Here is a 14,888-nt window from a genome sequence, read left to right as displayed (position 1 = left end):
AAATGGGAGGCAGGCCAAAGACGCTTTCACTCCCCCCAAACTGCGGACGGGAGGTCACGTGAAGGATGCGTGAAATGCTGGAACTATTTCTAGATTTTGTGCTCTCGGTAGAGGCTTCAGAGCGAGGTAGCCGTGGGACCCGGTCCCGCCGCGTGAAGACAGAGTGAAAAAAGGAAGAGACACTGGCAAAAGCGCGCTTACATCTCGCGCACCACGAGCACGCATTGTTCCATTTGAGCGCACGGCGTCATCCGGAAGCGGCAGGCGCTGGGACGCCAATTAGCCCCGGGGCTCGCGGCGGCTAGGAGGCAGAAAGGGCCTGGATGCCGGCATCCAACCGAAGGGACGCCGCCAGCCCCACCCCGTCATGGGCGGCATAAATGGCCATCACCAGAGGCTGACAAGGCAAGCAGGCAGGAGATGGCGGCTGACCCTCAATCGATCTTTAGGGCGTTGGCTACCGCTTCCAACGTGGCTTCGTCGGCGCACAGGAAGAACACTGCGTCGCCGTGGCTTGAAGCACTCAACGCGCTGTGAATGGAAATAAGCGCGGCGAAAGGAGACCTGACGAAGGCTTCCTGGTAACTGTGGCCTTTGATCTCGTTCGCCGTGGCCAACAGCGCGCGCCTGGCCTGCTCCGCTCGATCAGAAAGCGGCCGATTGCTGGCATCGGGAAAACCAATGGCGAAGGAGGTATACAGGCGCCAGTCTTTGAACGCGGTGTGCAGGACAACGATCTGGCCGCCGTCTTGAAAGTGACGGCGCTGAACGACAGTGCTTCTGATCATGCAAGTGGCGGGCATTAAGGGGCAGCAGCGACGTTCGCTTCCTGCGAACCCACTGTAAAGAGTAGAGCCTGCGGTCCAATGCACTCCAGAGGGCGGATGCATCTTACCAGTCAGCTAACGCACGCGCGCGCCGGCCGATTCGCCTCTGCCATCTTTGCCAAGCGCCTCGATCCAGGCAGCGATCTGTTTGACGCCGTAGGGCTTGGACAAAACACCCCGATCCCGGTGCCGGCTGATCACATCGTTCGGATGAAGCGTGGAGGTAAAGAAGAAAGCGATGCCATCGCGCCGAAGTTCGTCTGCCAACTTGTACGCACTGCGTCGGGCGGCAGCGCTGGCGGGCACATCCAGAACGACGACGTCGACGTGCCTCGCTTGCGCTGCGCGCAAGGCTCCTGAGGTGGATTCGAAGCATTCGACGTCATAGCCGAGCTCTTTTAGTCCAACTCCAACCACCTCACAGATGGAGGTTTCAATGTCCACGAAGAGAATGTTCATGTGGGTTGCCGTTCCACAAGGTCGGGTCAAATTTTCCACACGGTCAGCAGCTGGTTCAAGCCAGTTGGGACGACTTCTGCTTTCGGCAGACGGAATCTGCTCAGCTTTGCCAACGCTTCATCGGGAGCGCGAAAGGAGCCCCCAGCATCCTTCCGCCGGGTGACAGACCAGTCGCCACGATGCTCATTTCGCCTTTCCTTCGCTGAGTGGCTTCGAGAGGGCCCCCACGTAGACGGAGGCAGACGGCCCTCCCGTGAAGCGCACAAGCAGATCCATCGCCGTTGCATTCATTGCGTCCGCATCGCCCCGCTGAGCGAAGCTGGCCCAGTCTGCCATTGCGATGCTCTGCAGCTGGCCCTCCTTGGCCTCAAACAGCCGCATCGGCCACCGCGGCAGCCGACGTTGCGAGACACGCCCGCGTGCCAACTCGATCAAGTTCAGGTGGCTGCGCGCTTCGGATGCCCTGGCGTAGGCAACGCGAAGGCCATCCGGTGGACCCTCCATGTAGGACAGGAACCGGGCCCCGTCGTACAAGGTCACCCCGGTCACGCCGGCCTGCCTGTTGAACCGCTCCGCGTCGGCCATCAACTCAACCAGCCGCCCAAGGGCAAGGTAGGGGCTGGCTTCACTCACAAAAACCACCGCACGGTTTGGCATGACACGCTCCAATGACTGCTTCAGACCAAAACAGCTGCCGGGTCGGGAAGTGCAACAACTGCTACACAGCCACCTTTGATTTTGCCTTCCAGGCGCCTGTTTCCAGATCCTTCCTCAGCACCCAGTCCTTTGCCGGAATCTTTGCCCCACGGGCGGTCAGGTAGTCCGGCATGGAGAGAATGATCTCACCCCCGTGAATCAGACAGCTGGTCGAGAGAACCACGCCATCGCTGAGCTCGACCAAGCAGGTGGTTCTCTCATCCGCTTCAGCCTGCTCGCCTGTCAGGGACGCAGTGGCCCCTGGGTAGATGTGGCTGTGAGTAAATTCCAACCGCATGGCATGCCCCTGTCGAGTGCCTCAAGTTGATGACTCCCCTGCTTCCGCTGATCCGAACTGGATTGGGTCGCCTAAAAAGGAGACCCCTGCCCCTTACTGCGGGATGTCATCGGGCCGATTACCGACCAACACGGCAAGCCGTTCCATCCCTGTGTCGGGGATGAATCTCCCACCCAAGCGCTGGGAGAAGTTTACCCAGTCCGACCTCATCAGCGCTTTCAGCTCGGCCTCTGAGACCATCAGGAAGAGCAAGGCATGCGCTGGAAACCGCAACTGCTGGATGGCCCCCCGAGCTAGCTCGACGATCTCAGTGTGCAGCGTGACGGATTCGGTATAGACGCAGCTGGCAGCCACCGCACTCGCTGCGCCTTCCAGATACGTTAAAAACCTGCTGCCGTCGAAGCAAACAACTGCATGGGAGCCACACTTGGCATTGAACTGTCGGCCTGCAAGCATGACTTCGGCCAAGCGCTCATCACCGATGCCCTCCACCGCCGCGCTCACGAACACCACCGCACACTTGGGCATTGAGGGTCACCTTCAACTCGGCGCCAGTGTAGGCCGGTCGAGAGTGGATCAGTTGTGTAGAAAACGCAGGCGGGCGCGCCTCGACGTTGCGGTATTTCTGAACCTTTAAGCGTGCGCTACGGGTAGGACCATCCCGAATCAAGCTGGCTGCAAGAGAGTTGACCTGGTTGGCAGCGTCGCCCCAAGGTGCGCGAGGACCGCGGCCTCAACGACCGAAGTGCTGCAGAGGAAAAAGATCCCGTCTCGCGGTCCAGCCGACGTCAAAGACCGATGGACACTGATCACTGAGGCGGATTCATCGCTCACGAACACCTCATGAAACTTCGATCCCGCAAAGCGCACTTGGAGGGCTCTCCGACTTGCTTTCGTGTCCTGCCGTAGCTCCACCCCGTATTGTCCAGGGATCCCGATGCCACTGGCGGTGAAGACGTACTTTTTTTTAAAGGAGGTCACCCAGACCAGGACCGGTCCGCCCTGGGCGAGAACGCGTTTGTGCGCAAGCTTGCTGCGTATCATCGGGCTTCTTGTTGTTGTCCGGGTTGATCAATTCGTCCCGCTTGCCCCCGTGGAATGCCGACTTGGGAGCTTCGATCGGCGGGCGGGATAAGTATCAGACAGCGGCAGCGGTGGGAGCAACGCCTACGCGCGGTTGGCCATTCGGCCGCCCAGGCAGGTCGGCACACAGCACCACAAATTGCCCCCCTCGCTAGGCGAAACAAACCAAGCGGGCGTAGGGCCTAACCCTTTGGCGATTTGGCCAAGCTCAGCCGACGCGCCCAGGCGTCGAGCGACTCATTGCTCCGCCGATTCAGATGCTCGGTGCACGCGAGACAGACGCCATCCGCCGTGCGACTTGAAGTAGCCGGTGTCGCCCGTCAGCGAATAGCGGAACCCGGCCCAAATCGATGTCGGCACAGAGCTGTGCCAAGTGCGAGCCTTTTGGTAGGCGTAGCGAAACGAACGCATCATTTCGCTCCTCCGCGGCGCAGCCATTGCCGACAGGACGGCGCTTTGAAAAGCGCGATTGTGAGTTGGAGCAACCCCAACGCAGCTGCGGCGGCCAAGATCACAAGAGCAAGAGACAAAAGGAGGTCCATGGCGGGGGTCCTGCAGGCCCGTGGGGTGGCAGCACCTCTGAGCGCCCGGGCCATTGGCGCTCAGCAGTCCCCTGTCCGCTAGAAGTGAAGATCGCCACAATCGCGTGATATTGGCGTGAAAGCCAGCCGCGTCATTTGTTGCCGTTGAAACCGCCCACTTCTGACCTCCTATCGGTGCTTGGAGACCGGGAAATCGAGTTGATTGAACAGTTCAGGAAATGCGCCCGTCTTCATCATCGACCCTGTTCATCTTTGGTCAGAAACACCCCACACTGCTCGCACCGCTTCCGACAGCGCTCTCTCTCTTCGCGTTGACCGTTCAATGCAATCTTCGACCGTCTTTGTAATCCACCAAGTCGATCCCACACTGCTGAGCAAGGGGCCGAGGGCTGGATCTGCAGCTATCTTGGTGACCTGCCAAGCGTGCCGAGCTAGGTCCACCGTCACCACTGGTGACGGACTTAAGCCGGATAAAGCTGGTGTCTCGGTCACCTGTCCAAGGTGCAATGCGAACGCCATGCTGGCTCTGGAGGAAATTTGGCACCTTTGGATGAGGCAGTGCCGCCGGGATCGCCTTTGCAGCAGCATTTGAGGCGTCGACCAGAACGCCAAGTCAGCGTGACGCTGAAGGGAGGTCGTCGAAGAGGCCCTGACCTATCGCTTGGCGGTTGCTGCAATGACTGCAGCTGAGCACGGCGCCACCGGAGATCGATGTCAGCCCAATGGGCTCGCTTGCAACGAAATCACTGTCGCACATGTGGCAATGGGCGTGGACCTTCAGCACTTTGGAAACCGCCTGCGGACCCGCGCTCTCGCGCTCGACCCAGACCAAGCGAAACCGTCCAGTGTCACCAGCCGCACCACAGCTTTGATTCGCGTCCCGCTCGCACATTCAAGTTACCAACCGTGGCGTATGGCTTAGCATCAGGCGGCGAGGGAGAAGGCAGCGTGCTGCGCTGCTGAGCATCACGTGAAGCCGATTTTGTCGGGTGGGCGATGGACTGGATCGGCCAAGCGCGACGAACCACCAGGGAGTATCGTGTTCAATCCACTTCAAACGAGCCCATCCATGCTGCGAGCCGTCGCCTACCGAAGCGTTGCCGCCCCGGGAATTGATTCCACCCGCCTCGATCAGATCGTGCGCGGTGCACAACGCTTCAACCGGCTAGCCGGGGTGACAGGAGCGATGCTCTTCGATGGAACCCGCTTTCTCCAATACGTGGAAGGACCAAACGATGGCATCGAAGGCGCCATTGGACGCATCAGGGCCAGCGATGACCACACCAACCTCCATGTGCTTGGGGAATCGCTGATTGAAACCCGGCGCTTCCCGGCTTGGGACATGAGCTGCCTTATGCAGCCCAACACTGTGCTGGATCGGCTGTTCGTCGCCCCATGGGGAAGTTTGGACCGCTCGCTGGATCACGCCGGCAACCCAGTCGGTGGCTTGTTGCTTCTGCGCCAGGTCTTGGCGTAAGGCCGCGGCCCAGGCGAGGCAGCCCCTGCTTTCCACGGGCGCCAGAGATCCACTCACAGCGGTTAGCCGCACGCGGTTGCGAGAACCGGAGCTCGAGAACAACGCTGGTGCTATCAACTTGCCGTGGTGGAATCGCGGGCAATCTTGTGAGACAGGTCTGCGATGTGCCGTTCGACGGCGGCAAGGGCCAGCTGCATGGCGTCGCCCTTGTTGCGTATGACACTCCTCTCCCGTACCTCAACGTCCACACCATCTACGGTCGCCGAGTAGTGGAAGACTTCATCGGTCGGACTGGTGATGGTGACAACGTAGGTATGTCCACCCATCGTGTCTCGCATGGTGTGGCGGAAGCCCTCTGTCTTCATGAATGGTTTGCAATGGGAGGCTGGGAACATCTTACGCGGATGAGCCAGGCAAGAGCGGCCTTAGACGGCTCCAATGGCCGGATCTGCGTGGGCTGCGGAGGCCGCCGCTACGCAGGAGTTGGCTTCCTTCGTCAATACCACCCCTCGCCCATCAGTTTTGATAGCAGCGCTTCGGTTTTGACCATTGCGTCCTGATGCGACTCGACGGGAATCGCCAGACCGGCTTGGCTGGGCCCATACATCACATGGAAGCTGGTCATTGTGCCGCGGCCTACCCCAGCAAGCACCACGCGGACGGTCACGTCCCGCGCCCTGATCTTCAGATACCAATCTTCCTGTGCTTGCATTCCGTCCCTTTCGCTCTGCCCTATTCTCAAGCGACACGAAACCACTAAAGCAGCTTATAGCACGTCATTCAAACATCCGTTTGACGCTTTACCACTGCCAGTGGTGTCGGATGAGTGGATCCAATGAAAAATGCAGGCTTCTCGACCCTTCCCGGGCAAGTTCCATCGGTGATACCAGCAGCTGTTTCCCAAGTCCAACCAACTCATGAAGAGGGGCCAGGGCTCGTCAAGGGAGCCTTCGCATCGAATTCCATTTGGAATTACGCTAAAGCCCTCGACGCTTGGATCAAACAGATGACCATCGATGTCAGCGGCCTCTCGGCCGGAGAACTCAAGACCCTGATTACTCAGGCAGAGAAGCAACAAACCAAGGTGCTGACCCGGCCCAAGGCTGCCGCCATGCGAGCCAAGATCAACCAATACGTCAAAGACCACGGTTACACGATTGAGGAGCTTTACGGATCGGTTTCAACGGCCTCTTCCGAGTCATCCAAGAAGCGCACCAGCCGCAAACCCGCGAAGTCCACCGGCAGCAAGGTCGCCCCTAAGTGCCGCAATCCGGCCAACCCCAGCGAAACGTGGTCCGGACGTGGCCGCCAACCAAGGTGGCTTGCTGCTCTGGTCCAGAAAGGGAAGGATTCCAGCGAGTTCTTGATCAAGTAGTCCAAAGCGCAGGTCGAAGATCGAAGGCGAATCAACGCCCAGGACCTCTGTCGGCACGCACGCGGGCGCATGGGAAGGTCTGAGACCGGTTGCCATGAGCGGCGGATACACTCGAGCGAAGGCACCGATCGGTTCCACCCAACATTTCAGGACAGAACATGCGCCCACTCGCAGGCGTGCTCAAGGTAGAGTTCCTCGATAGGGTGGGCCAACGGTGGACCAAGCCTCCGCTGCGGCGACGCTTGGAGGTGCTTCAGACGCTGTCAACACTGTTTGACCAGTTTCACCAGATGGGGTTGGCCGACCCTCATTTCTCCAGACTTCTGGCTCGGGGTTCTCACGCGGAACACCACCAAAGGCTCGCGGAGATGCTCTTGGCAAAGTACCTTTGGGATGATGGCTTCTCGTTGACCAGCGCCCCTGCTGGACCGGACTTCAACGCAGCGAAGAACGGTCATTCGGTGTGGATCGAGCTGGTTACTCCCGAGCCCAAGGGGATCGACCCTCATTGGCTGAACGTGTCCCACCAAGAAGGCGTGTGGACCTATCCCCACGAAGCGATCGCACTGCGCTACACCAGCGCGCTGAAGGAAAAGTACCAGAAACTTGTGGGAGATCCAGGGAAGAGCGCCGGCTATTTGGCCAAAGGCATCGTGTTGCCAGGCGAGAGCTACGTTGTCGCAATTAACCAGCATCTCCTGCAGGGCGCCTTTCGTTCGCTAAGCGGCATCAGCCAAGCACCTGTGGCTGGTGAAGTGGTCTATGCGATTGGACCGCAGCAGTTGCATCTAAGCCGCTCCACCGGACAGGCGCTCCATTCAGACCATGCCCACCGACCTTCGCTGAGCAAAGCCGGCCAAGCCGGCGGGACGGTGGGGGTGCCTGCGGACAGCTTTCTCAATCCTGCATATGATCCCGTTTCAGCAGTTTGGGCTCTTGACCTTCAAGAGGCAGCACTGCTCTCCAGCAGCGCGCCGCACTTTCCCGCTGTTCATTTGTCCGCAATGATCCACAACGAAAGGGCCACCTCGAGAGTGCCGCCCCACTTGCTGCCTGCTCAGGGGGACTGGATCGGAAGGACGACGGCCTCTTCCATAGAGTTGTGTCGACTCTAGCAATCGAGAACCGGCTTGTTGTGCTCGAAAATGAAAAGAATGGATTGGCGAAACGAATCACTTCCTGCTTGCTGAAGGAACCAGGATGTTCGACATCCCGCGCAATATGAAACTGCTTCATCAAGGCGAAGAGGAGCTTCATGAGCGCTCTATTGCTCTGATCGCATCCCATCGAGATCTCTCAGATCACTTGGCCTTGGTAGAGCGGGCTATGGACGTTCTGGACGTGCTCCGCCAGCACCACCAATCCAATGATGACGAGCGCACCGTGAGCCACCTCGCGATACGCTGTTTCAATCACTTTGCTGGGTCATGGAAGTTGACGGCTTCGGGCTACTACCAAGCGGCTGCGCTCCTCCTCCGAGACGTTGTTGAAACCACCTACTTGATCAACGCCTTCTGCCTTGACCCTACCCACATTGCCATTTGGTGTACGGCTGACCGCAAGACGAAGAAGGCACTCTTCTCTCCTGCAGCGGTTAGGAAGCGCTTGGACGCGGATATGGGAGCCGCACGCAGTCGGCGCGAACAGATCTATGCCACGTTTTCCAGCCTGGCTGGACACCCCTCGTTCGAAGGATTTGCGATGCTTCGGCCAATGGGGATGGACGCGCACAACGGGCCATTTCTTGACCCGACGGCGCTGCGCGCACTTTTGGAAGAGCTAGGCAAGCTGGCGGTCCAAACCGGACATGCGTTTTGTGCCTTCCTTGACTTGTCTAATCCGGCTGCCGCGCAGGTTGCACACCGATTCATCGCGTTTGCCATGGACTATTCAGGACTCTATCTAGGCCACCCTTACACCAACGAAGATCGCGCAGAGGTCGATCGACTGTACTCAGAAATCGCTCAGACCTGACAACGCCCGCTCAAACCTGCGCGGACACGAAGTTCCCGCCCATCGGGGCCATCGTGCCCCGGCGCCTCCTCCAGCGGACTGGTCCGTCCGACCTACGGATCCTTGGCATTTCCAGCCAAGGGAAGCGATGGTCCAGTTTTTAAAGAGCGCCCAGGTCTTTCACGACCGTCTGGCCCGGCTGAAGGAACCCCAATAACAACCGGCCTCCGGCCACTTGCCTGCCCGCCCTTTCGTTGAGCCACTGCGCCTGCCGCCGGCCCGTCTCAAACAGGCCCGGCGCTGCCATTGAGGGCGGCCAATCCTGCAAGGGCTCACCAGGCGACGAGAGCTGCCCCGTGATCGGCTGGACCACCGCAGGCACCGCAGCGTCGTGTTTGGCATAGGCCGTGGCCAACATGCGGCCGCTTTTGGCGGACCACCCGCCCAGCACCAGCTCCGTGGTGCAGTATTCTGCCGGCAAGCCCGCTGCAGCCACGGCTTTGGCGTAGTTCGGCCAAAGCTGGTCAATGACCCGCCCCAACTCCGCCGTCAGCTGCTCCAGGGTGAAGTCCGCTCGAAAGCTGGCTTCCAACGAGAGCTGGTAGATGCGCAGGAAGAACTGGGCCGACCCTCGGGTCGCCAGCAAGATCTGGTGCTGAGGAATGAGCAGCAGCTTCGCACCTGCCGAAGCTTGCCCGCTCAGGGCGTCCTCCGCCCAGGTATCCACCGTCACGACCAACTGGTCAGCACTCAGCAAAACGTTGAGGATGCTCATGGGTAAAGTCTGGCGACCTGTCACCCACTATCCAATTTTCACTCCACACCTGTCGAGCCCTCCTATGGAACTTTCCCTAGAACAGTTGGCCGCGCGCCTTGAGGCATGCGAGGTCGACCTAGAAGCCCACCGCGGCTACATCAAGGCACTGGAATACGGGATGCGGGCGGTCATTGCCAGCCATCCGAACCCCCAGGTGTTTTCACTGGCATGGGGAATGGCACTAGCCGGAGCGTCGGACGCCCACGCAGGAGAAGAAGGGTTTCCGTTCACTGGGGCGATTCAGCAGGCAATGCGCGACTTGACCAGTGAGTTGGGCGCCCTCTAGCTCCTTCAAACCACTTCCCCGGCCCGGATCTGCCCTTTCCTATGCCATTGCTCTAACTAGGAATCCTTGGGGCCTTGTGAAGGGCATCCGGGCCGGAGGCAATCTAGGACTCTCTACTCCCTGCCGTTGATGTGAAGCAAAAGAAAGGAGGTTCGACCCAGCAACGCAATCAAGCCGGTCGGTGATTCCTTCAACCTCAATCCCCTTACCACTTCCGCGCGCCAATCTCCTCAATCAGGTTCGCGCGCGCAATCGAAACAGCGACGAGAGCGAACTGGTCGGGACGATGAGCTTAGGCTCATCCCAGTGACGCAGCGCGATGTGGAGATGTCAAGCTATCAATCAGAGAATTCCAGTTATTCAATTTCTCTTCCGAACTCTCGGATGCCTGCCACTTCTCGACGAAATTGGAGACACCATCTTCCGAAAAATCTTCATAGGCAAGCCTACGCTCCCCATTCTCGTCAACGACATAGACAGCACCCAGATCAACAAGAGTTGGAAGCAACTTAATCAAATCATCCCAATCCAACTTCAACCAACCCTGACCACTTCCCGTCAAACCTTCCTTGATCAGATCGAAAAAGTCTTGCTCATCACCAGCCAATACATGATTGACTTTAGGAGCAGCGGCAAATTCAGAATCAATAACCTTCTCGCCCATCTTACTGAGGGGTACACATACAAACTTTTGCAACTTGTACGCCAAATAATGAACCCATTTCAATGATCGATATCCAATGGGTGACTTGGCATCCCAAAGTTTTCTCAGGTTGAAGGCATACTCCAACGTCGCACCGGACCCGCACTCAGACGTAGGTCGTTTCTTTGCGGCGACTTCCGCGATCATCAAACCATAGGCCATCAGCATCACAAGCTGTGTATTTCCCTTCGCACTCTCCGCCGGGTCGCGCCTTACATCAAGCCTCTCCTCACCCGACCGCTTGAGCAAACTTGCCTTCTTGGCTTGAAAGATCGCCAACCGCACCGAGCCATCGGGCTTGCCAACCACCAATGCGAAGTCTGCACCCGTGGCAGTTTCACTGAAAGGGCTCTTGGCACCACTGCTTTTTTTAAAGGAACCCCAGTAACATTCTTTAGCGATATCCTTGTCACCGGACCCCACCAGTTTGACAACGAGCGGCGCACAGACTGACACGCCACTCATAATGAATGAAGTCACCGACTCTTCATCAAGCTCGGTCATTTCGGTCACCTGGCGCGCTCGCTCTAGAGTCCACAGGAATGCACGCACTACTGGGCCAATCTCATCGTGCTTTTCGCGCTGGCCCTCAACCTGATCAGTCATCCGCCTGGTTCCATCCTGGTTTAAAAGCATCCTATCGGACGGAGGCTCAGGTGACCAGCATCAACCTCCTTAGGGATGGCGCCATAACGTCTCAAACAATGGATCGACCTGTCTGAGCCTACTTGCGATGATTGCGCCGAAAGGAGACTGCCCATCGGGCCGTTGCAGAATTTGAGTCAGCCTCTCGGCCCAGCCATCCATTCGGCAACCTGTAGTGGGAATCATCTCATCGAAGAACGACTCCAAGCCAGTGTCGTCCACGCCCCATAGGTAATCGCGCAACACCGCAATCAGCCTGAGCCGACCGGCAGCGGACTCCTCCGCATAGGCCTTTGTAAACGCGTCAATCTTTTCAACTTCTTCCGTCACAGTCCAAACATAGCGGAACCAGCTGTGCCAAAATTTCGAAATGCTATCGAAGGTCAGACTTGCCGGCTCCTCCAACGATATGTAACGACCATCCCAACCTTCGGCTTCGAACCCGTCCTCAACCTCACGCAGGCTAACGCCGTAAGGCTCCAAGATCACGTTGATCTTGGTCAGGGGCAGACGCGAAAACTCCCTCAGCCTGCCGCAGCAGCACAATCCGGGCACGCTAACAGCACTTCCCGCCTGAAGTGACGTAAAAGCACTCCCACTATTGCCCCCTAGATCGCTAACATTCATATCAGCCACATCAGCCTTTTTAATCCGCGCTCAAACTACCCTCACTCAGTGCGTTGTCAATGCCGGCGAAACTTTACGGGCCCGGTGAATTCTTGAGCGATGTTCTATGCGAGGTGACTAGCTGGATGGTGAAGGCAGTGGGCTTGAAAACGGATATCCGTTCCGGCATACCCAGCCCAGATTGGCACGACAGCGTCACGGCGTTGACAGGAAGCTTGGTCCGCGAAGGATGGGAGGGCCACGCTCTCTGCAATCGTGCCTACTCAATTGCACGCCCAAGTAACGTCGATGCAGCCATCCATTCCTGAGGCTATGAATTGACCACGTAGCAGCTCAACGGAGTGAGACATCCGTGGCAATTGAGCCCCGAATCTCCAACGACTCGACATATCTGAACATCTGCTCCTCTGTATACCTTGCGAAGCTTTGCGCGCATGGTTAGATGCTTCCATCTTCAAGGGGGCAGAGACGACGGACCACAATTGCAACAACAAGGACTACTGTGGCTTGGGGCGCGACTGGCAACAGGCATGGACGCCCTTCCGATCCTGATCATCGAACGGAACGAAGCTTCCGTCCTGGGCACCGACGCGTTGATCGCTGCGGCCAAAACGGGGCTCAGGGACGCCTGTGAGAACTACCGGATGGCTTTGATCGAGCATCGAATGGCGTAGGCGACCATCATCGCTGGCATCTTTCGCGAACCGCTGAAAGGGGGCATTTGCCCCCTTTGATGGTTGTCAGAAGTCCCCGACCCACCCTACAGACTGGTTGCGCGCCACACGCGCCCGATCAACCCGCCCAACAGTGGCGCAATCGGGAAGACGGTGTAGAGGGCGGCCAACGCCAAGGGCGGGACGGAAACAAAGAAATTGCGCTCCGATTCAATCAGACCGGGGTAGAAGATCCCCACCCCGATGCTCGCCAGTTGGATCGCCACCACGACCAGCGTCCCCATCAGTGCCCCCTTCCAAAAGCCCCCGTGCCTCAGTTCCAGAAAGGGATTGACTGCCCTGGCTGCCCGAACACGCGCCGCCCGCCAGTTCAGCACGTAAAGCAGTAGGAGGAGCGCCAGCACGCCAACGCCAGCCGAGAACGCCGCCACAGCCTCCCAGGCAAGCCCCAGCTCTCCAGAAATTTCTGCACCGCCTGCGAAGGCGAGCAGGCCAGCACCGCCCAGGAGGACCGTTGCGGGTGCGAGCAGGCCCCACTGCATATGGGATGCGGTCGAGTGAGAGCGGACATGGGCATTCATGGAACCTCCAAATGAGCGAAAACAAGGGCGGGTTGCAAAGACTGATCAGGGCTTCTTCTGTGCGTCGATGAGCACCCACTGCGCTGCCCGCTTTTCAAACACCAGATCTGCCCGGGCAGGCACAGGTGTAGGAGCCTCCTTCAGTTGGCGACCGCCTTGGAAACCGATCACATCGAGGGTGCCGCCGGTGACGCACGTCGTTCGCTCGGGCCCGCTCTGATTGCAATCGACGTTCAGGTCATCCCAGCCACGCACTTCCACGCGCTGCCCCAGCTCGGCCACCAAGTTCGCGTTCAAATACTGCTCATAACCCTTCGCCACCTGCTCCACCGACGGCCCCTGGTCGGCCTTGCTGCATGCAGCTAAGACGACAGCGGCTACTGCAGCGGCCACGATTCCACGCTTCATGCACCTTCTCCTTGGTTCTTGGTGACGTCCACTTCGATCGTTTCGTTCCGGTAGCCCAAGCTCACCCTCTCAACGGTCACGTCCATCTTGGGCTCCGTGCCGTCGACCCAAACCCGATTGACCGAGAACACCACGCGGTCGTCCTGGAAAGAGCGCCCTTGCCGCGCGAGGTTGGCTGCTTCAGCGGGGTCCATCCGGATCAGCAACCGGTAGCGCCCCGCGTTCGGAGGGCTGGACACGCCGGTGGGCGTCTTATGGATCCAGGGGACGAAGTTCTTTCCGGTGACACTCAAGCCAGCAACCGAGATCTGCGGCATCGGCACGAACACTTCCATGACGCCCCGATCCGGGTTGTAACTGACCCCACCCAGCGCTTTGAAGTTCGGGCGGACGGCATACCGCCGAATCCCTTTGAACCGCTCCAGCCGGGCGTCGAAAGCAGGCCCGAAGCGCTGCTCGATCACCGCCGCAGAGGGCTCCGGCTCTTTGCTACCCGTCGTCCTCTTTGCGGCCACCCACGCTTGCCGCAAGCACCACTGCCGTTTGTCAGGCCGCAACTGGTAGGCGGAATGGGCCATGGCCAGCAGGCCCATATCGCACATGTCGATCCCTTGCGCGCCCGTGGAGGACAGCCCTTCGCGCAGGTGCTGAGCACCCTCAAGGGTGTCCCCGTCCAGGTCCCAGTAGATGCCGGCCGGCTCGGCGTACAGGGGGTGGGACACCTTGGCCTGTGACCCGGACTTTCCTGAAAGGGCCCCTCCAATCTGCCGAAGCAGGCCCGATGCGGTCGTGGATTGGGCGCTGACACCCGTCGATACGGCCAGCGCGATCACGCTAGCCAGAACTGCCCCGTTCTTCATACAGCCCCTCGTTCCTTTGGATGGACTTGCCACAAACTTACGTGACACGTAGAGTCTACCCGTGGCGTAGGGGTTGGGTCATCATCGGTGCATGCCTGCACTGCATCCGTTCAGCCTGTGACTACGCCGACAACCCCGCGAGCGATCGTGGCCGCGCGCTTGCGTCAAGCCCGCGAATGGCGGGGCCTGAGCCAACGGGAAGTGGGGATGCAAATGGGGCTGGACAAAGACACAGCGTCGGCACGAATCTCGCGCTACGAGTCGGGGGCGATGTCTATCAGCCTCGAAGCGCTCTTCGAGCTGGCGCAGGCACTGGACGTGCCGCCTGCCTACCTGCTCGCGACCACGCCGGCGATGGCAGACGCCATCCTGGCGCTGGGTGTTCAAAGCGAGGCCCAGCAGGTCAGGCTGTCTCAAGCACTAGAAGAGCTGACCGCCCTTCCCCCAGGAAAGCGAAAGCAAGCCATTGACCGCCTATTGGCGGACTCTGAATAGGCCCGCCCACCGCCCTGATGCACCGTTAGTCTCATCCTCTGCGACGGAAGCACGAGACGATCCTCTCTCATTAGAGAGGGGG

20 protein-coding genes are annotated in these 14,888 nt (G+C 59.1%); 7 read left to right on the top strand and 13 right to left on the bottom strand.

The annotated features are described in order from the left end of the window. Positions 1–434: 434 nt before the first annotated feature. The 5 genes from IAE58_RS01675 to IAE58_RS01655 all read right to left on the bottom strand — a co-directional run bounded on the left by IAE58_RS01675 (position 435) and on the right by IAE58_RS01655 (position 2,808). Positions 435–788 carry a hypothetical protein gene (locus IAE58_RS01675; RefSeq protein WP_199932149.1) on the bottom strand — a complete coding sequence of 118 codons (354 nt, stop codon included), beginning with the start codon at positions 786–788 and terminating at the stop codon, positions 435–437. A 114-nt stretch (positions 789–902) separates the two neighbouring features. After that, positions 903–1,286 (bottom strand): hypothetical protein, encoded by a 384-nt coding sequence (locus IAE58_RS01670; protein WP_199932148.1) that lies wholly within the window; start codon positions 1,284–1,286, stop codon positions 903–905. A 183-nt stretch (positions 1,287–1,469) separates the two neighbouring features. Further along, positions 1,470–1,943, bottom strand: a complete 474-nt coding sequence (locus IAE58_RS01665; RefSeq protein WP_199932147.1) for a BLUF domain-containing protein — start codon at positions 1,941–1,943, stop codon at positions 1,470–1,472. Between the two features lie 61 nt (positions 1,944–2,004). Beyond that, a complete protein-coding gene (locus tag IAE58_RS01660) occupies positions 2,005–2,280 on the bottom strand; it encodes a hypothetical protein (RefSeq protein WP_199932146.1) in 276 nt (91 codons plus the stop codon). A gap of 93 nt (positions 2,281–2,373) precedes the next feature. Beyond that, on the bottom strand, positions 2,374–2,808 hold the full coding sequence (locus tag IAE58_RS01655; protein ID WP_199932145.1) for a BLUF domain-containing protein: 435 nt from the start codon (positions 2,806–2,808) through the stop codon (positions 2,374–2,376). Positions 2,809–4,974: 2,166 nt separating this feature from the next. Between IAE58_RS01655 and IAE58_RS01650 the strand changes: the two genes are divergently transcribed. Then, the gene (locus tag IAE58_RS01650) at positions 4,975–5,382 is read left to right on the top strand and encodes a BLUF domain-containing protein (RefSeq protein WP_199932144.1); all 408 of its coding nucleotides are present in this window, start codon (positions 4,975–4,977) and stop codon (positions 5,380–5,382) included. Positions 5,383–5,495: 113 nt separating this feature from the next. On the opposite strand, the gene IAE58_RS01645 is transcribed toward IAE58_RS01650, so the two are convergent. Next, positions 5,496–5,747: a hypothetical protein gene (locus IAE58_RS01645; RefSeq protein WP_199932143.1), complete on the bottom strand. Its 252-nt coding sequence runs from the start codon at positions 5,745–5,747 to the stop codon at positions 5,496–5,498. Positions 5,748–5,878: 131 nt separating this feature from the next. Beyond that, on the bottom strand, positions 5,879–6,094 hold the full coding sequence (locus IAE58_RS01640; RefSeq protein WP_199932142.1) for a hypothetical protein: 216 nt from the start codon (positions 6,092–6,094) through the stop codon (positions 5,879–5,881). A 294-nt stretch (positions 6,095–6,388) separates the two neighbouring features. On the opposite strand from IAE58_RS01640, the gene IAE58_RS01635 reads away from it, so the two are divergent. The 3 genes from IAE58_RS01635 to IAE58_RS01625 all read left to right on the top strand — a co-directional run bounded on the left by IAE58_RS01635 (position 6,389) and on the right by IAE58_RS01625 (position 8,731). Next, entirely contained in the window at positions 6,389–6,757 is a 369-nt protein-coding gene (locus IAE58_RS01635; protein ID WP_199932141.1) for an H-NS histone family protein, read from the top strand. A 158-nt stretch (positions 6,758–6,915) separates the two neighbouring features. Further along, on the top strand, positions 6,916–7,872 hold the full coding sequence (locus IAE58_RS01630) for a hypothetical protein (RefSeq protein ID WP_199932140.1): 957 nt from the start codon (positions 6,916–6,918) through the stop codon (positions 7,870–7,872). An 85-nt stretch (positions 7,873–7,957) separates the two neighbouring features. Continuing rightward, positions 7,958–8,731, top strand: coding sequence for a hypothetical protein (locus IAE58_RS01625; RefSeq protein ID WP_199932139.1), 774 nt, complete (start codon positions 7,958–7,960; stop codon positions 8,729–8,731). 139 nt (positions 8,732–8,870) lie between these two features. Here the strand turns inward: IAE58_RS01625 and IAE58_RS01620 are convergent, their stop codons facing one another. Beyond that, positions 8,871–9,485: a hypothetical protein gene (locus IAE58_RS01620; protein WP_199932138.1), complete on the bottom strand. Its 615-nt coding sequence runs from the start codon at positions 9,483–9,485 to the stop codon at positions 8,871–8,873. Between the two features lie 64 nt (positions 9,486–9,549). Here IAE58_RS01620 and IAE58_RS01615 point away from each other — a divergent pair, with 64 nt between their 5' ends. Continuing rightward, positions 9,550–9,813: a hypothetical protein gene (locus IAE58_RS01615; protein ID WP_199932137.1), complete on the top strand. Its 264-nt coding sequence runs from the start codon at positions 9,550–9,552 to the stop codon at positions 9,811–9,813. Positions 9,814–10,111: 298 nt separating this feature from the next. On the opposite strand, the gene IAE58_RS01610 is transcribed toward IAE58_RS01615, so the two are convergent. Beyond that, the gene (locus IAE58_RS01610; RefSeq protein ID WP_199932136.1) at positions 10,112–11,122 is read right to left on the bottom strand and encodes a hypothetical protein; all 1,011 of its coding nucleotides are present in this window, start codon (positions 11,120–11,122) and stop codon (positions 10,112–10,114) included. Positions 11,123–11,191: 69 nt separating this feature from the next. Then, a complete protein-coding gene (locus IAE58_RS01605) occupies positions 11,192–11,797 on the bottom strand; it encodes a hypothetical protein (RefSeq protein ID WP_199932135.1) in 606 nt (201 codons plus the stop codon). 521 nt (positions 11,798–12,318) lie between these two features. Between IAE58_RS01605 and IAE58_RS01600 the strand changes: the two genes are divergently transcribed. Further along, a complete protein-coding gene (locus IAE58_RS01600) occupies positions 12,319–12,462 on the top strand; it encodes a hypothetical protein (RefSeq protein WP_199932213.1) in 144 nt (47 codons plus the stop codon). 86 nt (positions 12,463–12,548) lie between these two features. Here IAE58_RS01600 and IAE58_RS01595 read toward each other — a convergent pair whose 3' ends face one another. From IAE58_RS01595 to IAE58_RS01585, 3 genes are read right to left on the bottom strand one after another with little or no spacing between them, the layout of a single operon-like run. Continuing rightward, on the bottom strand, positions 12,549–13,043 hold the full coding sequence (locus IAE58_RS01595) for an ABC transporter permease (RefSeq protein WP_233614468.1): 495 nt from the start codon (positions 13,041–13,043) through the stop codon (positions 12,549–12,551). A 45-nt stretch (positions 13,044–13,088) separates the two neighbouring features. Continuing rightward, positions 13,089–13,451, bottom strand: a complete 363-nt coding sequence (locus tag IAE58_RS01590; protein ID WP_182068190.1) for a hypothetical protein — start codon at positions 13,449–13,451, stop codon at positions 13,089–13,091. Next, complete coding sequence (locus tag IAE58_RS01585; RefSeq protein WP_199932134.1) at positions 13,448–14,311, bottom strand: hypothetical protein; 864 nt, start codon at positions 14,309–14,311, stop codon at positions 13,448–13,450. The genes IAE58_RS01590 and IAE58_RS01585 overlap by 4 nt, the downstream gene beginning before the upstream one ends. A gap of 87 nt (positions 14,312–14,398) precedes the next feature. On the opposite strand from IAE58_RS01585, the gene IAE58_RS01580 reads away from it, so the two are divergent. Then, entirely contained in the window at positions 14,399–14,806 is a 408-nt protein-coding gene (locus IAE58_RS01580; protein ID WP_325166814.1) for a helix-turn-helix transcriptional regulator, read from the top strand. Positions 14,807–14,888: the final 82 nt, after the last annotated feature.

Source organism: Stenotrophomonas sp. S49 (assembly GCF_016624905.1).
Taxonomy (GTDB): Bacteria; Pseudomonadota; Gammaproteobacteria; order Xanthomonadales; family Xanthomonadaceae; genus Stenotrophomonas.
This window is presented reverse-complemented; position numbering and strand designations above follow the sequence as displayed.

Bases quoted from the DNA above. Each gene is read 5' to 3' on its own strand.
- IAE58_RS01655 (WP_199932145.1), bottom strand. From the start codon at position 2,808: ATGCCCAAGTGTGCGGTGGTGTTCGTGAGCGCGGCGGTGGAGGGCATC.
- IAE58_RS01585 (WP_199932134.1), bottom strand. From the start codon at position 14,311: ATGAAGAACGGGGCAGTTCTGGCTAGCGTGATCGCGCTGGCCGTATCG.
- IAE58_RS01660 (WP_199932146.1), bottom strand. From the start codon at position 2,280: ATGCGGTTGGAATTTACTCACAGCCACATCTACCCAGGGGCCACTGCG.
- IAE58_RS01625 (WP_199932139.1), top strand. From the start codon at position 7,958: ATGTTCGACATCCCGCGCAATATGAAACTGCTTCATCAAGGCGAAGAG.
- IAE58_RS01630 (WP_199932140.1), top strand. From the start codon at position 6,916: ATGCGCCCACTCGCAGGCGTGCTCAAGGTAGAGTTCCTCGATAGGGTG.
- IAE58_RS01610 (WP_199932136.1), bottom strand. From the start codon at position 11,122: ATGACTGATCAGGTTGAGGGCCAGCGCGAAAAGCACGATGAGATTGGC.
- IAE58_RS01650 (WP_199932144.1), top strand. From the start codon at position 4,975: ATGCTGCGAGCCGTCGCCTACCGAAGCGTTGCCGCCCCGGGAATTGAT.
- IAE58_RS01600 (WP_199932213.1), top strand. From the start codon at position 12,319: ATGGACGCCCTTCCGATCCTGATCATCGAACGGAACGAAGCTTCCGTC.
- IAE58_RS01595 (WP_233614468.1), bottom strand. From the start codon at position 13,043: ATGAATGCCCATGTCCGCTCTCACTCGACCGCATCCCATATGCAGTGG.
- IAE58_RS01665 (WP_199932147.1), bottom strand. From the start codon at position 1,943: ATGCCAAACCGTGCGGTGGTTTTTGTGAGTGAAGCCAGCCCCTACCTT.
- IAE58_RS01640 (WP_199932142.1), bottom strand. From the start codon at position 6,094: ATGCAAGCACAGGAAGATTGGTATCTGAAGATCAGGGCGCGGGACGTG.
- IAE58_RS01645 (WP_199932143.1), bottom strand. From the start codon at position 5,747: ATGAAGACAGAGGGCTTCCGCCACACCATGCGAGACACGATGGGTGGA.
- IAE58_RS01635 (WP_199932141.1), top strand. From the start codon at position 6,389: ATGACCATCGATGTCAGCGGCCTCTCGGCCGGAGAACTCAAGACCCTG.
- IAE58_RS01620 (WP_199932138.1), bottom strand. From the start codon at position 9,485: ATGAGCATCCTCAACGTTTTGCTGAGTGCTGACCAGTTGGTCGTGACG.
- IAE58_RS01670 (WP_199932148.1), bottom strand. From the start codon at position 1,286: ATGAACATTCTCTTCGTGGACATTGAAACCTCCATCTGTGAGGTGGTT.
- IAE58_RS01590 (WP_182068190.1), bottom strand. From the start codon at position 13,451: ATGAAGCGTGGAATCGTGGCCGCTGCAGTAGCCGCTGTCGTCTTAGCT.
- IAE58_RS01675 (WP_199932149.1), bottom strand. From the start codon at position 788: ATGATCAGAAGCACTGTCGTTCAGCGCCGTCACTTTCAAGACGGCGGC.
- IAE58_RS01615 (WP_199932137.1), top strand. From the start codon at position 9,550: ATGGAACTTTCCCTAGAACAGTTGGCCGCGCGCCTTGAGGCATGCGAG.